General features: G+C 60.0%; 12 protein-coding genes. 6 read left to right on the forward strand and 6 right to left on the reverse strand.

The features are described from left to right. Positions 1-510 precede the first annotated feature (510 nt). The 6 genes from ALO80_RS10605 to ALO80_RS10630 all read left to right on the forward strand — a co-directional run bounded on the left by ALO80_RS10605 (position 511) and on the right by ALO80_RS10630 (position 7,846). Positions 511-726: a DUF6124 family protein gene (locus ALO80_RS10605; RefSeq protein ID WP_055008976.1), complete on the forward strand. Its 216-nt coding sequence runs from the start codon at positions 511-513 to the stop codon at positions 724-726. 102 nt (positions 727-828) lie between these two features. Continuing rightward, positions 829-1,554: an RHS repeat-associated core domain-containing protein gene (locus ALO80_RS10610; RefSeq protein ID WP_055008977.1), complete on the forward strand. Its 726-nt coding sequence runs from the start codon at positions 829-831 to the stop codon at positions 1,552-1,554. 150 nt (positions 1,555-1,704) lie between these two features. Beyond that, the gene (locus ALO80_RS10615; RefSeq protein ID WP_055008978.1) at positions 1,705-2,256 is read left to right on the forward strand and encodes a hypothetical protein; all 552 of its coding nucleotides are present in this window, start codon (positions 1,705-1,707) and stop codon (positions 2,254-2,256) included. 291 nt (positions 2,257-2,547) lie between these two features. Beyond that, entirely contained in the window at positions 2,548-3,666 is a 1,119-nt protein-coding gene (locus tag ALO80_RS10620; RefSeq protein WP_055008979.1) for an efflux RND transporter periplasmic adaptor subunit, read from the forward strand. Beyond that, positions 3,663-4,748, forward strand: coding sequence for an efflux RND transporter periplasmic adaptor subunit (locus tag ALO80_RS10625; RefSeq protein ID WP_054985501.1), 1,086 nt, complete (start codon positions 3,663-3,665; stop codon positions 4,746-4,748). The genes ALO80_RS10620 and ALO80_RS10625 overlap by 4 nt, the downstream gene beginning before the upstream one ends. Then, the gene (locus ALO80_RS10630; protein WP_055008980.1) at positions 4,745-7,846 is read left to right on the forward strand and encodes an efflux RND transporter permease subunit; all 3,102 of its coding nucleotides are present in this window, start codon (positions 4,745-4,747) and stop codon (positions 7,844-7,846) included. The genes ALO80_RS10625 and ALO80_RS10630 overlap by 4 nt, the downstream gene beginning before the upstream one ends. A gap of 275 nt (positions 7,847-8,121) precedes the next feature. Here ALO80_RS10630 and ALO80_RS10635 read toward each other — a convergent pair whose 3' ends face one another. From ALO80_RS10635 to ALO80_RS10660, 6 genes are all read right to left on the reverse strand, one after another. Further along, a complete protein-coding gene (locus ALO80_RS10635; RefSeq protein WP_055005570.1) occupies positions 8,122-8,745 on the reverse strand; it encodes a class I SAM-dependent methyltransferase in 624 nt (207 codons plus the stop codon). A gap of 56 nt (positions 8,746-8,801) precedes the next feature. Further along, positions 8,802-9,446, reverse strand: coding sequence for a methionine ABC transporter permease (locus ALO80_RS10640; protein ID WP_002551596.1), 645 nt, complete (start codon positions 9,444-9,446; stop codon positions 8,802-8,804). After that, on the reverse strand, positions 9,436-10,566 hold the full coding sequence (locus ALO80_RS10645; RefSeq protein WP_055008981.1) for a methionine ABC transporter ATP-binding protein: 1,131 nt from the start codon (positions 10,564-10,566) through the stop codon (positions 9,436-9,438). Before ALO80_RS10645 ends, ALO80_RS10640 begins: the two co-directional genes overlap by 11 nt. Then, on the reverse strand, positions 10,563-11,351 hold the full coding sequence (locus ALO80_RS10650; protein ID WP_055008982.1) for a MetQ/NlpA family ABC transporter substrate-binding protein: 789 nt from the start codon (positions 11,349-11,351) through the stop codon (positions 10,563-10,565). Before ALO80_RS10650 ends, ALO80_RS10645 begins: the two co-directional genes overlap by 4 nt. A 231-nt stretch (positions 11,352-11,582) precedes the next feature. Continuing rightward, positions 11,583-12,941: an LLM class flavin-dependent oxidoreductase gene (locus ALO80_RS10655; RefSeq protein WP_055008983.1), complete on the reverse strand. Its 1,359-nt coding sequence runs from the start codon at positions 12,939-12,941 to the stop codon at positions 11,583-11,585. After that, the gene (locus ALO80_RS10660; RefSeq protein ID WP_055008984.1) at positions 12,941-14,146 is read right to left on the reverse strand and encodes an SfnB family sulfur acquisition oxidoreductase; all 1,206 of its coding nucleotides are present in this window, start codon (positions 14,144-14,146) and stop codon (positions 12,941-12,943) included. The genes ALO80_RS10655 and ALO80_RS10660 overlap by 1 nt, the downstream gene beginning before the upstream one ends. Positions 14,147-14,165: the final 19 nt, after the last annotated feature.

Here is a 14,165-nt window from a genome sequence, read left to right on the forward strand (position 1 = left end):
TCATCGTACCCATGCTCTGCGTGGGTATGCATTTCTGGACGCTCTGCGTCCTCCTGAATGTATGACGCGGAGCGTGATGAACGAGAGGCGTCCGGGAGATAAGCTATCGTTCCAACGCTCCGCGTAGGAATGCCGTTCTGGACGCTCTGCGTCCTCTTCTGAAAGAATCAGGTTACTTCCGCTCACGAAAAATCTGTCCTGAAGGACCTTTCTTTCGGCCTTTTCTCTTTCCTGCGTATGACCTTTCCTAGAAAATCCCGGGGCCTTGCGCCTGCCAAATCTGCACACTAGGCTGCGTCGGTCGCTGGGTTTTCAGCGATCGGGTTTAGCAGCCTGTTTGTGGATACAAGTGGCGCAAGTGCCGTTTATGGCGGCTTTGCGTGGGGCACCTTCGGGTGCGCCGGTTGCTTGCGCTTGTTCCACACCGGTCTGCTAACCCGCGTCAAAGTCGCCACCCTTGTTTGTTTGGCAGCAAGCATTCGGTGGCCTTTTCAGCTAAAGGAACAAGCGATGATCAACTCAACTCCGTCCCCCCCAAACCCTTCATCCCTCGAAGACTCCCTGATACAGGTCAGCGAAATACTGAGCTGTGCTTCTGCCAGCGCTTATGAAACCGGTGACCGCCTCAATGGCCTGAAACGTGATCTGGCGTTCTCGGTGGTGCATCTGATCAATATGGCCAAGGCCGAGCTCGAGCGCTCGCTGGAATGCGTTCAGAGGCATTGAGGTTACCTAGCAATTCTACGAGTAGCTGATGCCTGCTTAACCCTTCATTGTGAGGGTCAGTGAGGCACGCCTTGCCTCATCCATCGCAACCGGTTACTCGTCATGCCTCAGCAAATCAGCCTGTGCCGATACAGCTACGATGCGCTGGACCGCATCGCAACCCGTACCTCGCTCGCCGGTGCTATCGCTCGTGCAGCCCGTCAGTCCGGTGCGCTGCCGGGGTTCAATGGCGAGCTGCTTGATTCCAGCACCGGCCACTACCTGTTGGGCAATGGCTATCGCGCCTATAACCCGGTGCTCATGCGCTTCAACAGCCCCGACAGCCTGAGCCCGTTCGGCAAGGGCGGGTTGAATGCGTATGCGTACTGTGCGGGGGATCCGGTCAATCGCAGCGATCCTGACGGGCGTGAGTTCATAGACGTATTGCTTACGTCGACCTACATCGCTGCGGGGCTTCTTACTGCAGGCATTGGCTTATTGCTGGCTCGGTCATCAGTGAAAGCGGTGCTCCGAGGGGTGAAAGTGAAGCCCACTCCGAATGCAACGTTTGATTTGAACGCCATTGCGACAGCGCCCCGGAGATCAGCCAACACGACCGAGAAGATTTCAGCAGCTGTTGCGGTAGGGGCGGTTGCAGCCGGCGTGACATGGGCCTCTTCCTATATTGTCAGAAGTATTGATCCTGATTCAGAGGCAGCGCGTCCGTTGGCGGCGATTGCTGTCGCTTTTTCCGTGCCGACCCTGGTTGCGCGCAGCGTGAATCTTGCTCGCACAGAGCTTGCCAAGCGCGCAGCACGCCGGGCCGTTATTCAAGTAACCCGGCTTTAAGAGATAGCATCGGGAGGGGCTCTTGAATGCCTAGTACGCTTGATAGTATTGGCTGCCATCCCGTTGTGCCACTCTGAGGTTCCCTGCAACAGGTAATGCCATGTTGCTCCAAACGGAATTCCGGTGTTAACACCATGGAGAGGTAATGAAATGAAGACGGCGGGATATATCAGCAAATTGTGCAGGCCGCACAGTGCCCGTATCAAGACGGTTGCGATGGTGACAGTGTTGTCAGCCTTGCTGGGGTGCCAGCCTCGCATGGTCGTCTCGACAGTACCTCTTGAAGTGCCACCGTCAGCCGGTAAAAGTGCTGCGCTGGAATTATGGAAAAGAGACAGCAGTGCTCCTGGAGGGTGGAAAATGACATGCAGCCTTCCATGGAAGGAGCAACTTTTGCAAATGGGCAGCGACTACAGTTGTGGGAATGATAATGCTACGGCTTACAGGTTAAGTAACGTTTACCCTATAGACGGAAGGCCCACCGTCATCGGTTTTTATGACGATAGATGCGATGACGGTAATCGTTTTGATGACGATTTTTATAAATACAGATTGAGCAAGGTTATAGAGAACTTCTGGCCTAACTCTCTGGCACCCGATCTTCCGTTGGGTGAAGTAACGGACGGGTTGGTCTATTTTGAGGGGAAGTACAAAAACGGTATTGATGGGAAGCTATCCTGTGTGCAAATCTACAAAGAATAGTGCTGAATAAATAATTGTGGAGGCAAGGGGCACGGCGTGCAGTTACTCATGTGCACCAGCGCCCCTGCGCTTTTCAGTCGGCGTCTCTGAGGTACTACCGGATGGTAGTCCTCGTCAGACCACTCATTCCTGCTTTTTTGGTCAAAAAGCACGGCAGGTCTGGCCCACTTCGAGCGATTGCAGTGCAAAAGCTCTTTACCCAATGAACCCTCCCCCTCGCACAAAGTCGCATGCTCACGTTATTCTCTCGCCCTATCGCGCCCGCACCCGGCAGCCGCACAAGGAGTCTGCATGCCCGTTCTTCCTTCTGGACTGATTACACTCGGTCTCGCCGTTGCCCTGGCGGCGCTGGCGGGCTGTGGCGAGGAAAAACCGGCTGCCCCGGAGTTGCCGCGAGTCTATGTGCAAACGGTGAAAAGCGCTGACTTTGCTGCCAGCGTCGCCCTGACCGGTGATGTTCAGGCGCGGGTGCAGACCCGTCTTTCATTCCGGGTCAACGGCAAGATCATTCAGCGTAATGTCGATGTGGGTGACCGGGTCACTGCACGGCAGATTCTGGCCCGGCTCGACCCCAAGGACCTGCAGATCAATGTCGATTCGGCCGCCGCCTCCGTGGCCGCCGAGCAGGCCCGCGTGAGTCAGGCCCGCGCAGCGTTTGTCCGCCAGCAGAAACTGCTGCCCAAAGGCTACACCAGCCGCAGCGAATATGACTCTGCCCAGGCCGCCTTGCACGGCAGTGAAAGCTCGTTGAAGGCGGCACAGGCGCAGTTGGCCAATGCGCGTGAGCAGCTGGGTTATACCGCACTGGCCGCTGATGCGCCGGGTGTGATCACGGCGCGTCAGGCCGAAGTCGGGCAAGTGGTGCAGGCCACGGTGCCGATTTTCGATCTGGCGCGCGACGGTGATCGGGATGCCGTGTTCAATGTGTACGAATCGCTGTTCGTTCAGCCGCCGACCAATCAGCCCGTGCAGGTCACGCTCCTCGACAATCCGGCTATCGAAGTCAGCGGCAAGGTGCGTGAAGTGACCCCGGCGGTGTCGGCGCAAACCGGCACCTTGCAGGTCAAGATCGCGCTGGACCCGTTGCCCGACGGCATGGACCTCGGCTCGGTGGTCAGCGTAGCGCTGAGCGCTCCGGCCAATGCCAGTGTCGAACTGCCTTGGGCGGCACTGACCAAGGACCTTGGCGAGCAGTTGGGCAAGCCCGCCGTGTGGGTGGTCGACGAGCAGGGCAAGGTCAACTTGCGCAAGGTTACCGTCACCCGTTACCTGACCTCTAAAGTCATCATCGGCGCCGGGCTAAAAAGTGGAGAGAAAGTCGTGGTGGCAGGTGGACAATTGCTACACCCGGACATGCAGGTCGAGATTGCCGAGCAACCCGGACAACAGAATGCGCAGGTGCAGCCATGAATCGCCTGTCATTCCTGTTGCTGGGCGGCCTGCTGTCGAGCGGCTTTCTGTTGAGTGGCTGTGGCAAGGACGAAACCCCTCCAGAGCCGGTACGACCGGTCGTCTTCATTGACGCCCGACCTGAATCCGTTCAGGACTTCGGACGCTTCGCAGGCAATATCCAGGCGCGCTATCAAAGTGTGCTGGGCTTTCGTGTGGCGGGTCGTATTGCCCGGCGCAACGTCGACGTCGGCAGTGAAGTAAAAAAAGGCGATTTGCTTGCGACCCTTGATCCGACCGACCAGCAGAACACCGTGCGTGCCCGCCAGGGCGATCTGGCCAATGTGCAGGCGCAGTGGATCAACGCCCAGGCCAATGCCCGTCGTCAGCAGGAGCTGTTCGACCGCGGCGTCGGTGCCCAGGCGCAACTGGACATCGCGCTGACCGACCTGAAGACTGCCAATTCGTCACTGGAGCAGGCCAGGGCGGCCGCGCAACAGGCGCGCGATCAGTTGAGCTACAGCGAGCTGCGCAGTGATCACGATGCCGTGGTCACCGAATGGAAAGTCGAGGCCGGGCAAGTCGTGACTGCCGGGCAGGAAGTCGTGACCCTGGCGCGGCCGGACATCAAGGAAGCGGTGATCGACCTGCCCGATACCCTGGCCGACCAATTGCCGTCCGACGTGGTATTCACCGTCGCCAGTCAGCTGCACCCGGAAGTCAACACCACGGCGATCATCCGTGAAATCGAACCCCAGGCCGACCGCACCACGCGTACTCGCCGTGCGCGTCTGTCGCTGGCAGAAACCCCCGCAGCGTTCCGACTGGGCACGGCCATCAGTGTGACGCTCAGCTCGACCATCACGCCGCGCATGCGTCTGCCGATCAATGCCCTGCAGGAAGTCGATGGCAAACGCCAGATCTGGATCGTCGATCCGCAGAGTCAGACGGTCAACCCCAGAGCCGTCAATATTGCCAGCCGTGACAGCGACTCCTTCGTGCTGACCGATGGCGTCAAACCGGGTGAAAAAGTGGTAAGCGCGGGCGTCAACAGCCTCAAACCGGGTCAGAAAGTCAAAGTCGATGAGGAAAGCCCGCGATGAAAGGGAATTTCAATTTATCCGAGTGGGCCATCAAGCATCAGTCGTTCGTCTGGTACCTGATGTTCGTCGCGCTGTTGATGGGCGTGTTTTCCTACATGAAGCTGGGGCGCGAGGAAGACCCGTCCTTCACCATCAAGACCATGATTATCCAGACTCGCTGGCCTGGCGCGACCGTGGACGAGACGCTGAAGCAGGTCACTGACCGCATCGAGAAGAAGCTCGAAGAACTGGACTCACTGGACTACGTGAAGAGCTACACCCGACCGGGCGAGTCCACGGTCTTCGTGTACCTGCGTGACACCACCAGCGCCAAGGCGATACCGGAGATCTGGTATCAGGTGCGCAAGAAGGTCGATGACATTCGTGGCCAGTTCCCGCAGGGGCTGCAAGGCCCGTCATTCAACGACGAGTTCGGCGATGTGTACGGCTCGATCTATGCGTTTACCGCAGACGGTTTCTCGATGCGTCAGTTGCGTGACTACGTCGAGAAGGTTCGCGCCGACATCCGCGAAGTGCCCGGTCTGGGCAAGGTCGAGATGATCGGTCAGCAGGATGAAGTGCTGTACCTGAACTTCTCGACCCGCAAACTCGCTGCATTGGGCATCGACCAGAGCCAGGTGGTGCAAAGCCTGCAATCACAGAACGCGGTGACGCCTGCCGGGGTGATCGAAGCCGGGCCGGAGCGTATCTCGGTGCGTACCTCCGGCCAGTTCGCGTCCGAAAAGGATCTGGCTGCAGTCAATCTGCGCATCAATGACCGTTTTTACCGTCTGAGCGACATTGCTGACATAGCCCGTGGCTACACCGATCCGCCCAAACCGCTGTTCCGCTTCGATGGCAAACCGGCGATCGGTCTGGCCATCGCGATGCAGAAGGGCGGCAACATCCAGTCGTTCGGCAAGGCGCTGCATGAGCGTATGGACGCCACAACGGCGGAGCTGCCAGTCGGCATTGGCGTGCACAAGGTGTCGGATCAGGCCGAGGTGGTGAACAAGGCTGTGGGCGGCTTCACCAGCGCGTTGTTCGAGGCGGTAATCATCGTGCTTTTGGTCAGCTTCGTCAGCCTCGGGTTTCGCGCAGGACTGGTGGTCGCGTGTTCGATTCCGCTGGTGCTGGCGATGGTGTTCGTGTTCATGGAATACAGCGGCATCACCATGCAACGGATCTCCCTTGGCGCGCTGATCATTGCCCTCGGCCTGCTGGTGGATGACGCCATGATTACCGTGGAAATGATGGTCACACGGTTGGAAATGGGGGAATCCAAGGAGCAGGCCGCGACTTACGCCTACACCTCGACAGCGTTCCCGATGCTCACCGGTACGCTGGTGACTGTGGCCGGCTTTGTGCCGATCGGCCTGAACAACAGCTCGGCGGGGGAATACACATTCACGCTGTTTGCCGTGATTGCTGTGGCGATGCTGGTCTCGTGGCTGGTTGCCGTGCTGTTTGCACCGGTGATCGGCGTGCATATTCTGAGCGCCAACATCAAGCCGAAATCCGAAGAGCCCGGCCGCATAGGCCGGGCATTCAACGGCAGCATGCTCTGGGCCATGCGTCATCGCTGGCTGGCGATTGGCATCACGATAGGGTTGTTCGCTGCGTCGCTGTTCTCCATGCAGTTCGTGCAGAACCAGTTCTTCCCGTCGTCGGACCGCCCGGAAATTCTGGTCGATCTGAACCTGCCGCAGAACGCCTCGATCAACGAGACGCGCAAGGTGGTGGATCGTTTTGAAGCGAGCCTCAAGGACGATCCGGACATCGAGCGCTGGAGCACCTATATCGGCCAGGGCGCGTTGCGTTTCTACCTGCCTCTCGATCAGCAACTGGAAAACCCGTTCTACGCCCAGCTGGTGATTGTCAGCAAAGGCCTGGAAGAGCGTGGCGCGTTGACTGCCCGCCTGCAAAAACGCCTGCGTGATGACTTCGTCGGCATCGGGTCGTATGTGCAGGCGCTGGAGATGGGCCCTCCGGTGGGTCGTCCGTTGCAGTATCGCGTCAGCGGCGAGAACATCGACAAGGTGCGTCAGCACGCCATCGAGCTGGCTACGCTGCTCGATCAGAACACGCATGTGGGCGAGGTGATCTACGACTGGAACGAGCCAGGCAAGGTGCTGCGCATCGACATCAATCAGGACAAGGCCCGGCAGTTGGGTCTGTCGTCCGAAGACGTTGCCAAGCTGATGAACAGCGTGGTCAGCGGTTCTACCGTGACCCAGGTGCGTGACGATATCTATCTGATCAACGTGATCGGACGTGCCGAAGATGCCGAGCGCGGTACACCGGAAACCCTGCAGAACCTGCAAATCGTGACGCCGAGCGGTACTTCCATTCCGTTGCTGGCCTTTGCCACGGTCGGTTATGAGCTGGAGCAGCCGCTGGTCTGGCGTCGCGATCGCCAGCCGACCATTACCGTGAAAGGTGCCGTGCGAGACGCGATTCAGCCGACCGATCTGGTCAAACAGTTGCAACCGGAAATCGACAAGTTTGCCGCTGGCCTGCCGGTCGGCTACAAGGTTGCGACCGGCGGCACGGTCGAGGAAAGCAGCAAGGCGCAAGGGCCGATTGCCAGCGTTGCGCCGCTGATGTTGTTCCTCATGGCAACGTTCCTGATGATCCAGCTGCACAGCGTGCAGAAGATGTTTCTGGTGGCCAGTGTCGCGCCACTGGGCTTGATCGGTGTGGTGCTGGCGCTTATCCCGACCGGCACGCCACTGGGTTTCGTGGCTATTCTCGGGGTGCTGGCGCTGATTGGTATCATCATCCGCAACTCGGTCATTCTGGTGACCCAGATCGACGCCTACGAGCGCAGTGGCTACCTGCCCTGGGACGCGGTGGTCGAAGCCACCGAACATCGCCGCCGGCCAATTCTGTTGACGGCGGCAGCGGCCAGTCTGGGCATGATCCCTATCGCTCGGGAAGTGTTCTGGGGGCCGATGGCCTACGCCATGATCGGCGGCATCATCATCGCCACCCTGCTGACGTTGCTGTTCCTGCCCGCGTTGTATGTGGCCTGGTATCGCATCAAGGAACCCACCGATGAACAGCGTCAGGAAGCGGCGGACAATGACGAGGGTGAACACGCGCAGCCAGCGCATTGATATGCGTTGGAGCGAGACGCACTCTCCAACGCTCAGCGTTATATGCAAGCTCTGAAACGCCCGCAAGATGGGGCTTTCAGGCTTCTGCCCGCAGGGCGTGGGGGCGACCGGGGCGGCGATCCGCATTGTTCGCGAAGACGATGTTTTAGGCGCTGCATTTTCGGCGGCTATACCAACCCTTTCGCGAACAAGCGAAGCGTCGCCCGGTCCGCTCCCACGGCCTTCGGCCAGAGTCAAAAACAGACTTGTGTATGACACGGAGCATGAAAGGCAGTCTAGCGCCGCCAGACACTCGCCAGCCAAGGCTGCTGATCCCTCGGCAGCCCGGCGGGACGGTAGTAGTGCTCCAGTTCGGTAAACCCTGCTTCGGTCAGCAGTTCGCGCCATGTTTCGAGGTCGTGATATGCACCATAACGTTCGCCGTTCCAGCCTTCCTGATTCTCACCACGCGGGTTGGAACTGAACAGTACGCCGCCCGGTTTGAGCGTGGCATGCAGCTGACGCAGTACACGTGGCAGTTCCTGCCTGGGGACGTGGAACAGCACCGCATTGGCGAAGATGCCATCGAAACGGCCTTGCGGCAGGTCAAGTTCAAGGAAGTTCTGCTGCAACACTTCGCAACCGGTCTCGGTGCGGGCCATTTCGGCGAAACGTTCGGAGCCGTCGAGCCCGACCGCGACATGTCCCATTGCCGTGAACGTTTTCAGGTCTCGCCCCGGCCCACAGCCGAAATCGAGAATCTGCCACGGTCCCGGGCCTTCGATGTGGCGCAGCAATGCATCGATATTCTGGCTGACATCGTGATCGCGGGTGCCTTCGCGGAAGTCGTCGGCTACACGGTTGTAATGACTGACGGTGGTCGAGGTAATCTGCGCAAGGGTCTGAGGGTCGAGCGTCATAAAGGGCGGTCCGGCAAAGGAAGACCGCCAATATACCCCCGCTGCGCTGTCGCTGCTCAGCGCCTGTCGAAGCTGCGTGCCAATCGGTCGCCGCCCAGCTGTACCAGCGCCACTACGGCCACCAGCAAGACAATCACAGTGAGCATCACCTGCGTGTCGAAGCGCTGATAGCCATAGCGATAGGCGATATCGCCCAGCCCGCCTGCGCCGATGGCACCGGCCATGGCCGACGAGTTGATCATCGTCACCAGCGTGATGGTAAAGCCGCCGACGATGCCCGGACGCGCTTCCGGGAGCAGCACATGCCAGATGATATGCCAGCGGCGACAGCCCATCGCTTGCGCCGCCTCGACCAGACCATGATCGACCTCACGCAGGCTGACTTCGGCGATTCGTGCAAAGAACGGCGTGGCCGCGATGGTCAGGGGCACAACGGCTGCCCACACCCCGTATGTAGTACCGACGATCATCCGTGTGAAGGGGATCAGCGCAACCATCAGGATCAGAAAGGGTATCGAGCGAAACAGGTTCACGAAGGCACCCAGCACCCGGTTGATCCCCGGTGCTTCGTAGATGCCGCCTTTGGAGCTTGTGACCAGAATCACCGCCAGCGGGATGCCCAGCAGCAACGCGATCAACGACGACACGCCGACCATCAGAAAGGTGTCTAGGGTGCCTTGCAGCAAACGATCAACCCACATAACCCAGTACCTCCGCGCGGGGTGCCAATTGACGGGCACGTGCCAGCAACTCGGCGCATGCATAGGGTGATCCGGTGATCGACAGGACCAGATGGCCGACAGCCCGGTCCTGAATCCGCTCGACCCCGCCTTGCAGCAATTGCACTTTGCCGCCCAGCGCCGTAAACAGCGCGGCCAGGTCCGGCCCCTGGTCACTCACACCGGTAAAATGCACATCCAGCAACAGGGCCGCGTCTGGCCGTTGCGGTTGATCGCTCAGACGCTCTGCCCATTCCTTGGGCAACCCGGTTTGCAGCGGTGCCAGCAAGGTTTTGCTGACCTCATGCTGCGGGTCGCCAAACACTTGCCAGACCGGCCCTTGCTCGACTATCCGGCCTTGTTCCAGCACCACCACGCGGTGGCAGATATCACGGATTACCGCCATTTCATGGGTGATCAGCACAATGGTCAGGCCCAGGCGCTGATTGATCTCGCGCAGAAGGCCGAGGATCGACTGAGTGGTTTCCGGGTCCAGCGCCGAAGTGGCCTCGTCGCACAGCAGGATCGCCGGGTCGTGCACGAGTGCGCGAGCGATGCCGACACGCTGTTTCTGCCCGCCGGACAGTTGCGCGGGGTATACGTTGTGCTTGTCCTGCAAACCCACCAGGTCCAGCAACTGCGCGACCTTGCGTTGACGCTGCTCTCTGGGCACGCCAGCCACCTTGAGCGGCAGCTCGACGTTCTGCCACACGGTCTTGGCCGACATCAGGTTGAAGTGCTGAAAGATCATGCCGATGCGCCGGCGCAGCTCCACCAGCTTGTCTTCGTCGAACTCACCGATGTCTACCTGATCGATCAGCACCCGGCCGCTGCTGGGCTGTTCCAGGCGGTTGATGGTGCGGATCAGCGATGATTTGCCGGCACCGCTGCGACCGATGATGCCGAAGATCTCGCCGCGCTGGACAGCCAGGTCGATATTGCCCAGCGCCTCGACCGGACCTTGCTGGCCGTCGTAGGTCTTGCCCAGGTTGATGAAGCGCACATGGGCGCGGTTCAGCTCCGGGTGCAGCTCGGCCTGTTGCGCCAGTTGCCCTGCGCCCGGTGTGTCGAGTGGCAGTTGGCGTTGCGCGGTTGCGGTCATTCTTTCCATCCCGCCTGATAAAGCTTGCCGTTGACCTTGTCGAGTGAGGCGCGAACGACAGGCGAGTGCTGGTAGATGTCGACGAATTTCGCCAGCCGCGGGTCGTCCTTGTGATCCGGTCTGATCACGAACTGAATGACGTATTCCGGGTGGTCCAGACCGTCGAACAGGATGGCCGAATCGGCCGCAAAGGTCTTGGCCAGGCGGATGTAAGCGGGGTAGCCCTGCACCAGATCGGCATCATCGTAAGCACGCACCAGCTGCACGGCCTCGACCTGGATGATTTTGAGCTTTTTAGGGTTGGCGGTGATGTCTTCTTCGGTCGCCTTGTAGCCGACGCCCTCCTTGAGGCTGATCAGCCCGGCCTTGGCCAGCAGTTGCAGGCCGCGTCCACTGTTGATCGGGTCGTTGGCGATGGCCACGGTTGCGCCAGTCGGCAGCTCATCGAAGCTCTTGTACTTTTTCGAGTACAGACCGACGTTGTTGATGATCCCCGGCGCGTAGGGCACCAGCCCGAAACCCGCGGCTTCATTGGCATTGTTCAAAAACGGGACGTGCTGAAAGTAGTTCACGTCGATGTCGCCCGCAGCGAGGGTGACGTTGGGGGCGATCCAGTCGGTGAACTCGACCAGCTCGACTTTCAGGCCCTGCTTGCCCGCCTCTTCGACAGCGGCTTCGAGCGGTATGGCGAAAGCTGCCGTGGTGCCGACTTTCAACGGTTTGTCGTCAGCGTAAGCGGTCAGGGTCAACAGGCCGAGGGCCAGTGCAGCGAGGGTTTTGCTCATGGTGCGGTCCTTTAAGAAATCCCTAAGTCTCGTTCCCACGCCCTGAGCTCATCCTTATATACAGACCTGTTTTTGATTCTGGCCGGAGGCCGTGGGAGCGAACTTGTTCGCGAAAGGGCCGGTATATTCTCCGAAAGTAAATCGTCTGAATCACCGTCTTCGCGGACAAGTCTGCTCCCACAAAATCTGTGTATAACGCTGAGCGCTTCAGCGTGGGCGCGCATGTCGTAATCAAATACTTCGGTGTGTTGCTCCCGCATGCCGTTGCGGTAAACGATCCGTACCTTCCGGAAACAGTTTTTTGCGCAGGCTGCCGTCTTCGTAAGCGGTCTTGTAGGAGCCGCGGCGTTGCAGCTCCGGGATCACCAGGTCGATGAAGTCCTCATAACTCTCCGGCGTGACGATGCGGGTCAGGTTGAATCCATCCAGGCCAGTTTCTGCAATCCACGATTCCAGCTCATCGGCGACCTGCTCAGGCGAGCCGACCAGGGTGATATAACGGCCGCCCAACGCGTGCTGATCGAGCAGTTTCTGGCGCGTCCAGTCGTTGTTCTTCAGGTTTTTGGTCGCGGACTGAATGGCGTTGCTCTTCACGTACTGAATGGGCTCGTCCAGTTCGTATTCCGAGAAATCGATCCCGGTCGACGCTGCAAAGTGCGCCACGCCTGCTTCGGCGCTGGCATGACGGCGGTATTCGGCGTACTTCTCGCGAGCCAGCGCCTCGCTGGCGGCAACGATCACGTTGAGGCCCATGAACACCTTGATGTCCTCCGCGTTGCGTCCGGCCTTCACTGCGCTGGCGCGCACCTTGTCGACCTGCTCGCGGGTGGCAGCTTTGTTCTGGCCGCTGATGAACACGCATTCCGCGTTCTGTCCGGCAAACTGCAGACCACGCTCCGAACTGCCGGCCTGAAACAGCACCGGGGTGCGTTGCGGCGACGGTTCGCACAGGTGATAACCCTCGACCTGATAGAACTCGCCTTTGTGCCGTACCTTGTGGACTTTGCCCGGCTGGGCATAGACACGCTGCTCGCGGTCGTTGATGACTGCGTCGTCTTCCCAGCTACCCTCCCAGAGCTTGTACAGCACCTCCAGGTACTCGTCCGCCTGATCGTAACGGCGGTCGTGCTCGTTCTGCTCGCTCAGCCCCATCGCCCGCGCCGCACTGTCGAGGTAACCGGTGACAATGTTCCAGCCCACCCGGCCACGGCTCAGATGATCCAGCGTCGACATGCGCCTGGCGAACAGATAGGGCGCGTCGTAGGTCAGGTTGGCGGTCAGGCCGAAGCCCAGGTGTTTCGTCACGCCAGTCATGGCCGAGACCAGCAGCAGCGGGTCGTTGACCGGTAACTGGATAGCTTCCTTCAGGGTCACGTCGACCGAGTTCTGGTAGACGTCGTACACCCCCACGATATCGGCAATGAACAGCCCGTCAAACAATCCGCGTTCCAGCAGCCTGGCCAGGTCGGTCCAGTATTCCAGGCTGTTGAAGTGTGTGGAGGTGTCACGCGGATGTGTCCACAGGCCATGATTGATATGGCCAATGCAGTTCATGTTGAACGCATTGAGAAGGATCTTCTTGCGCGCCATCAGATCGTCCCCCGCAACGGAGGATTGGTGTCGTTGAGGTAGTAATTGCCGATGGCGTGAAACTTCCAGCGCACCGGATCGTGCAGGGTATGAACGCGGGCATTGCGCCAGTGACGATCCAGGCCGTGCCCGGCGAGAGTCGATTGGCTGCCGGCCAGCTCGAATAGCGTGCTACCGGCCGCCAGGGAAATCTCCGTGCTGATGGCGCGGGCTTCGGCAACGGCTATCGAGGCAGCGGCCACGGTCCGGGCATTGCTGTCTGCCTGAGCAATGTCGAGAAACTCCCCGGCCCTTTCCAACAGCGCCTCGGCGGCGTGCAAGCGAATACCGAGTTTGCCGAAGCTGTGCAGCGTCAGAGGGTCATCCACGGCCTTTTCGATACCTGAATCGATCCATGGTCGGGTACGCGTCTGCACGAACGTCAGGGCGTCCTCGAAGGCTGCGCGGGCGATGCCGGTGTCGATCGCTGCATGGAGAATCTGCGCCAGCGGGCCGACCGTAGTGGGGCGCTCGAAAGCGCTTTGAAACGGCACGATGTCGTTCGCGCTGACGTACACATTGTCGAACACCACCGAGCCGCTGCCCGTGGTGCGTTGCCCGAAACCGCTCCAGTCGTCGATGACGGTCAGCCCCTCACTGTCGTGCGCGGCGAAAACCAATTGCTGCACGCCCTCGTCGTCAATGACCGAGGTGGGAATACGTTGCGCATACAGCGCCCCGGTGGCGTAGAACTTGCGGCCGTTGATGCGATAACCGTCACCGTCGCGGGTCAGGCGAGTGGTGCGGTCATGTGCGGTCCGGGTTCCCAGCTCGGCCAGCGCATTGCCGAACCGCACGCCAGCCAGTGCCTCGGCATACAGCCGCACCTGCTGTTGTGGATTGCCGTTCACGCGCAGCACTTCAAGGGCATAGAAATGGTTCTGCGGGATCTGCCCCAGAGAACCATCGGCTTCGGAAATCAGCTGGATCACCCTGGCCAGCGTCACGTTTGAGACACCCGCGCCGCCGAAGGCCTTAGGGACACTGATGCCCCACAGGCCGGACTGGCTGAACAGGTCGAGTTCGGCATGGGGCAGGCGGCGCTCGCGGTCGCGTTGCGCGCTGTCGGTCTTGAAGTGCGAGGCCAGTTCGCGGGCGGTTCGCAGGGCCTGAGCGTCACTGGTGATCAGCGCTGCGTTGTCGCGCGCTTGTGGGTTGAAACTCATGAAGGGTGTTCTCCAGTGG

This window comes from Pseudomonas caricapapayae (assembly GCF_001400735.1).
Taxonomy (GTDB): domain Bacteria; phylum Pseudomonadota; class Gammaproteobacteria; order Pseudomonadales; family Pseudomonadaceae; genus Aquipseudomonas; species Aquipseudomonas caricapapayae.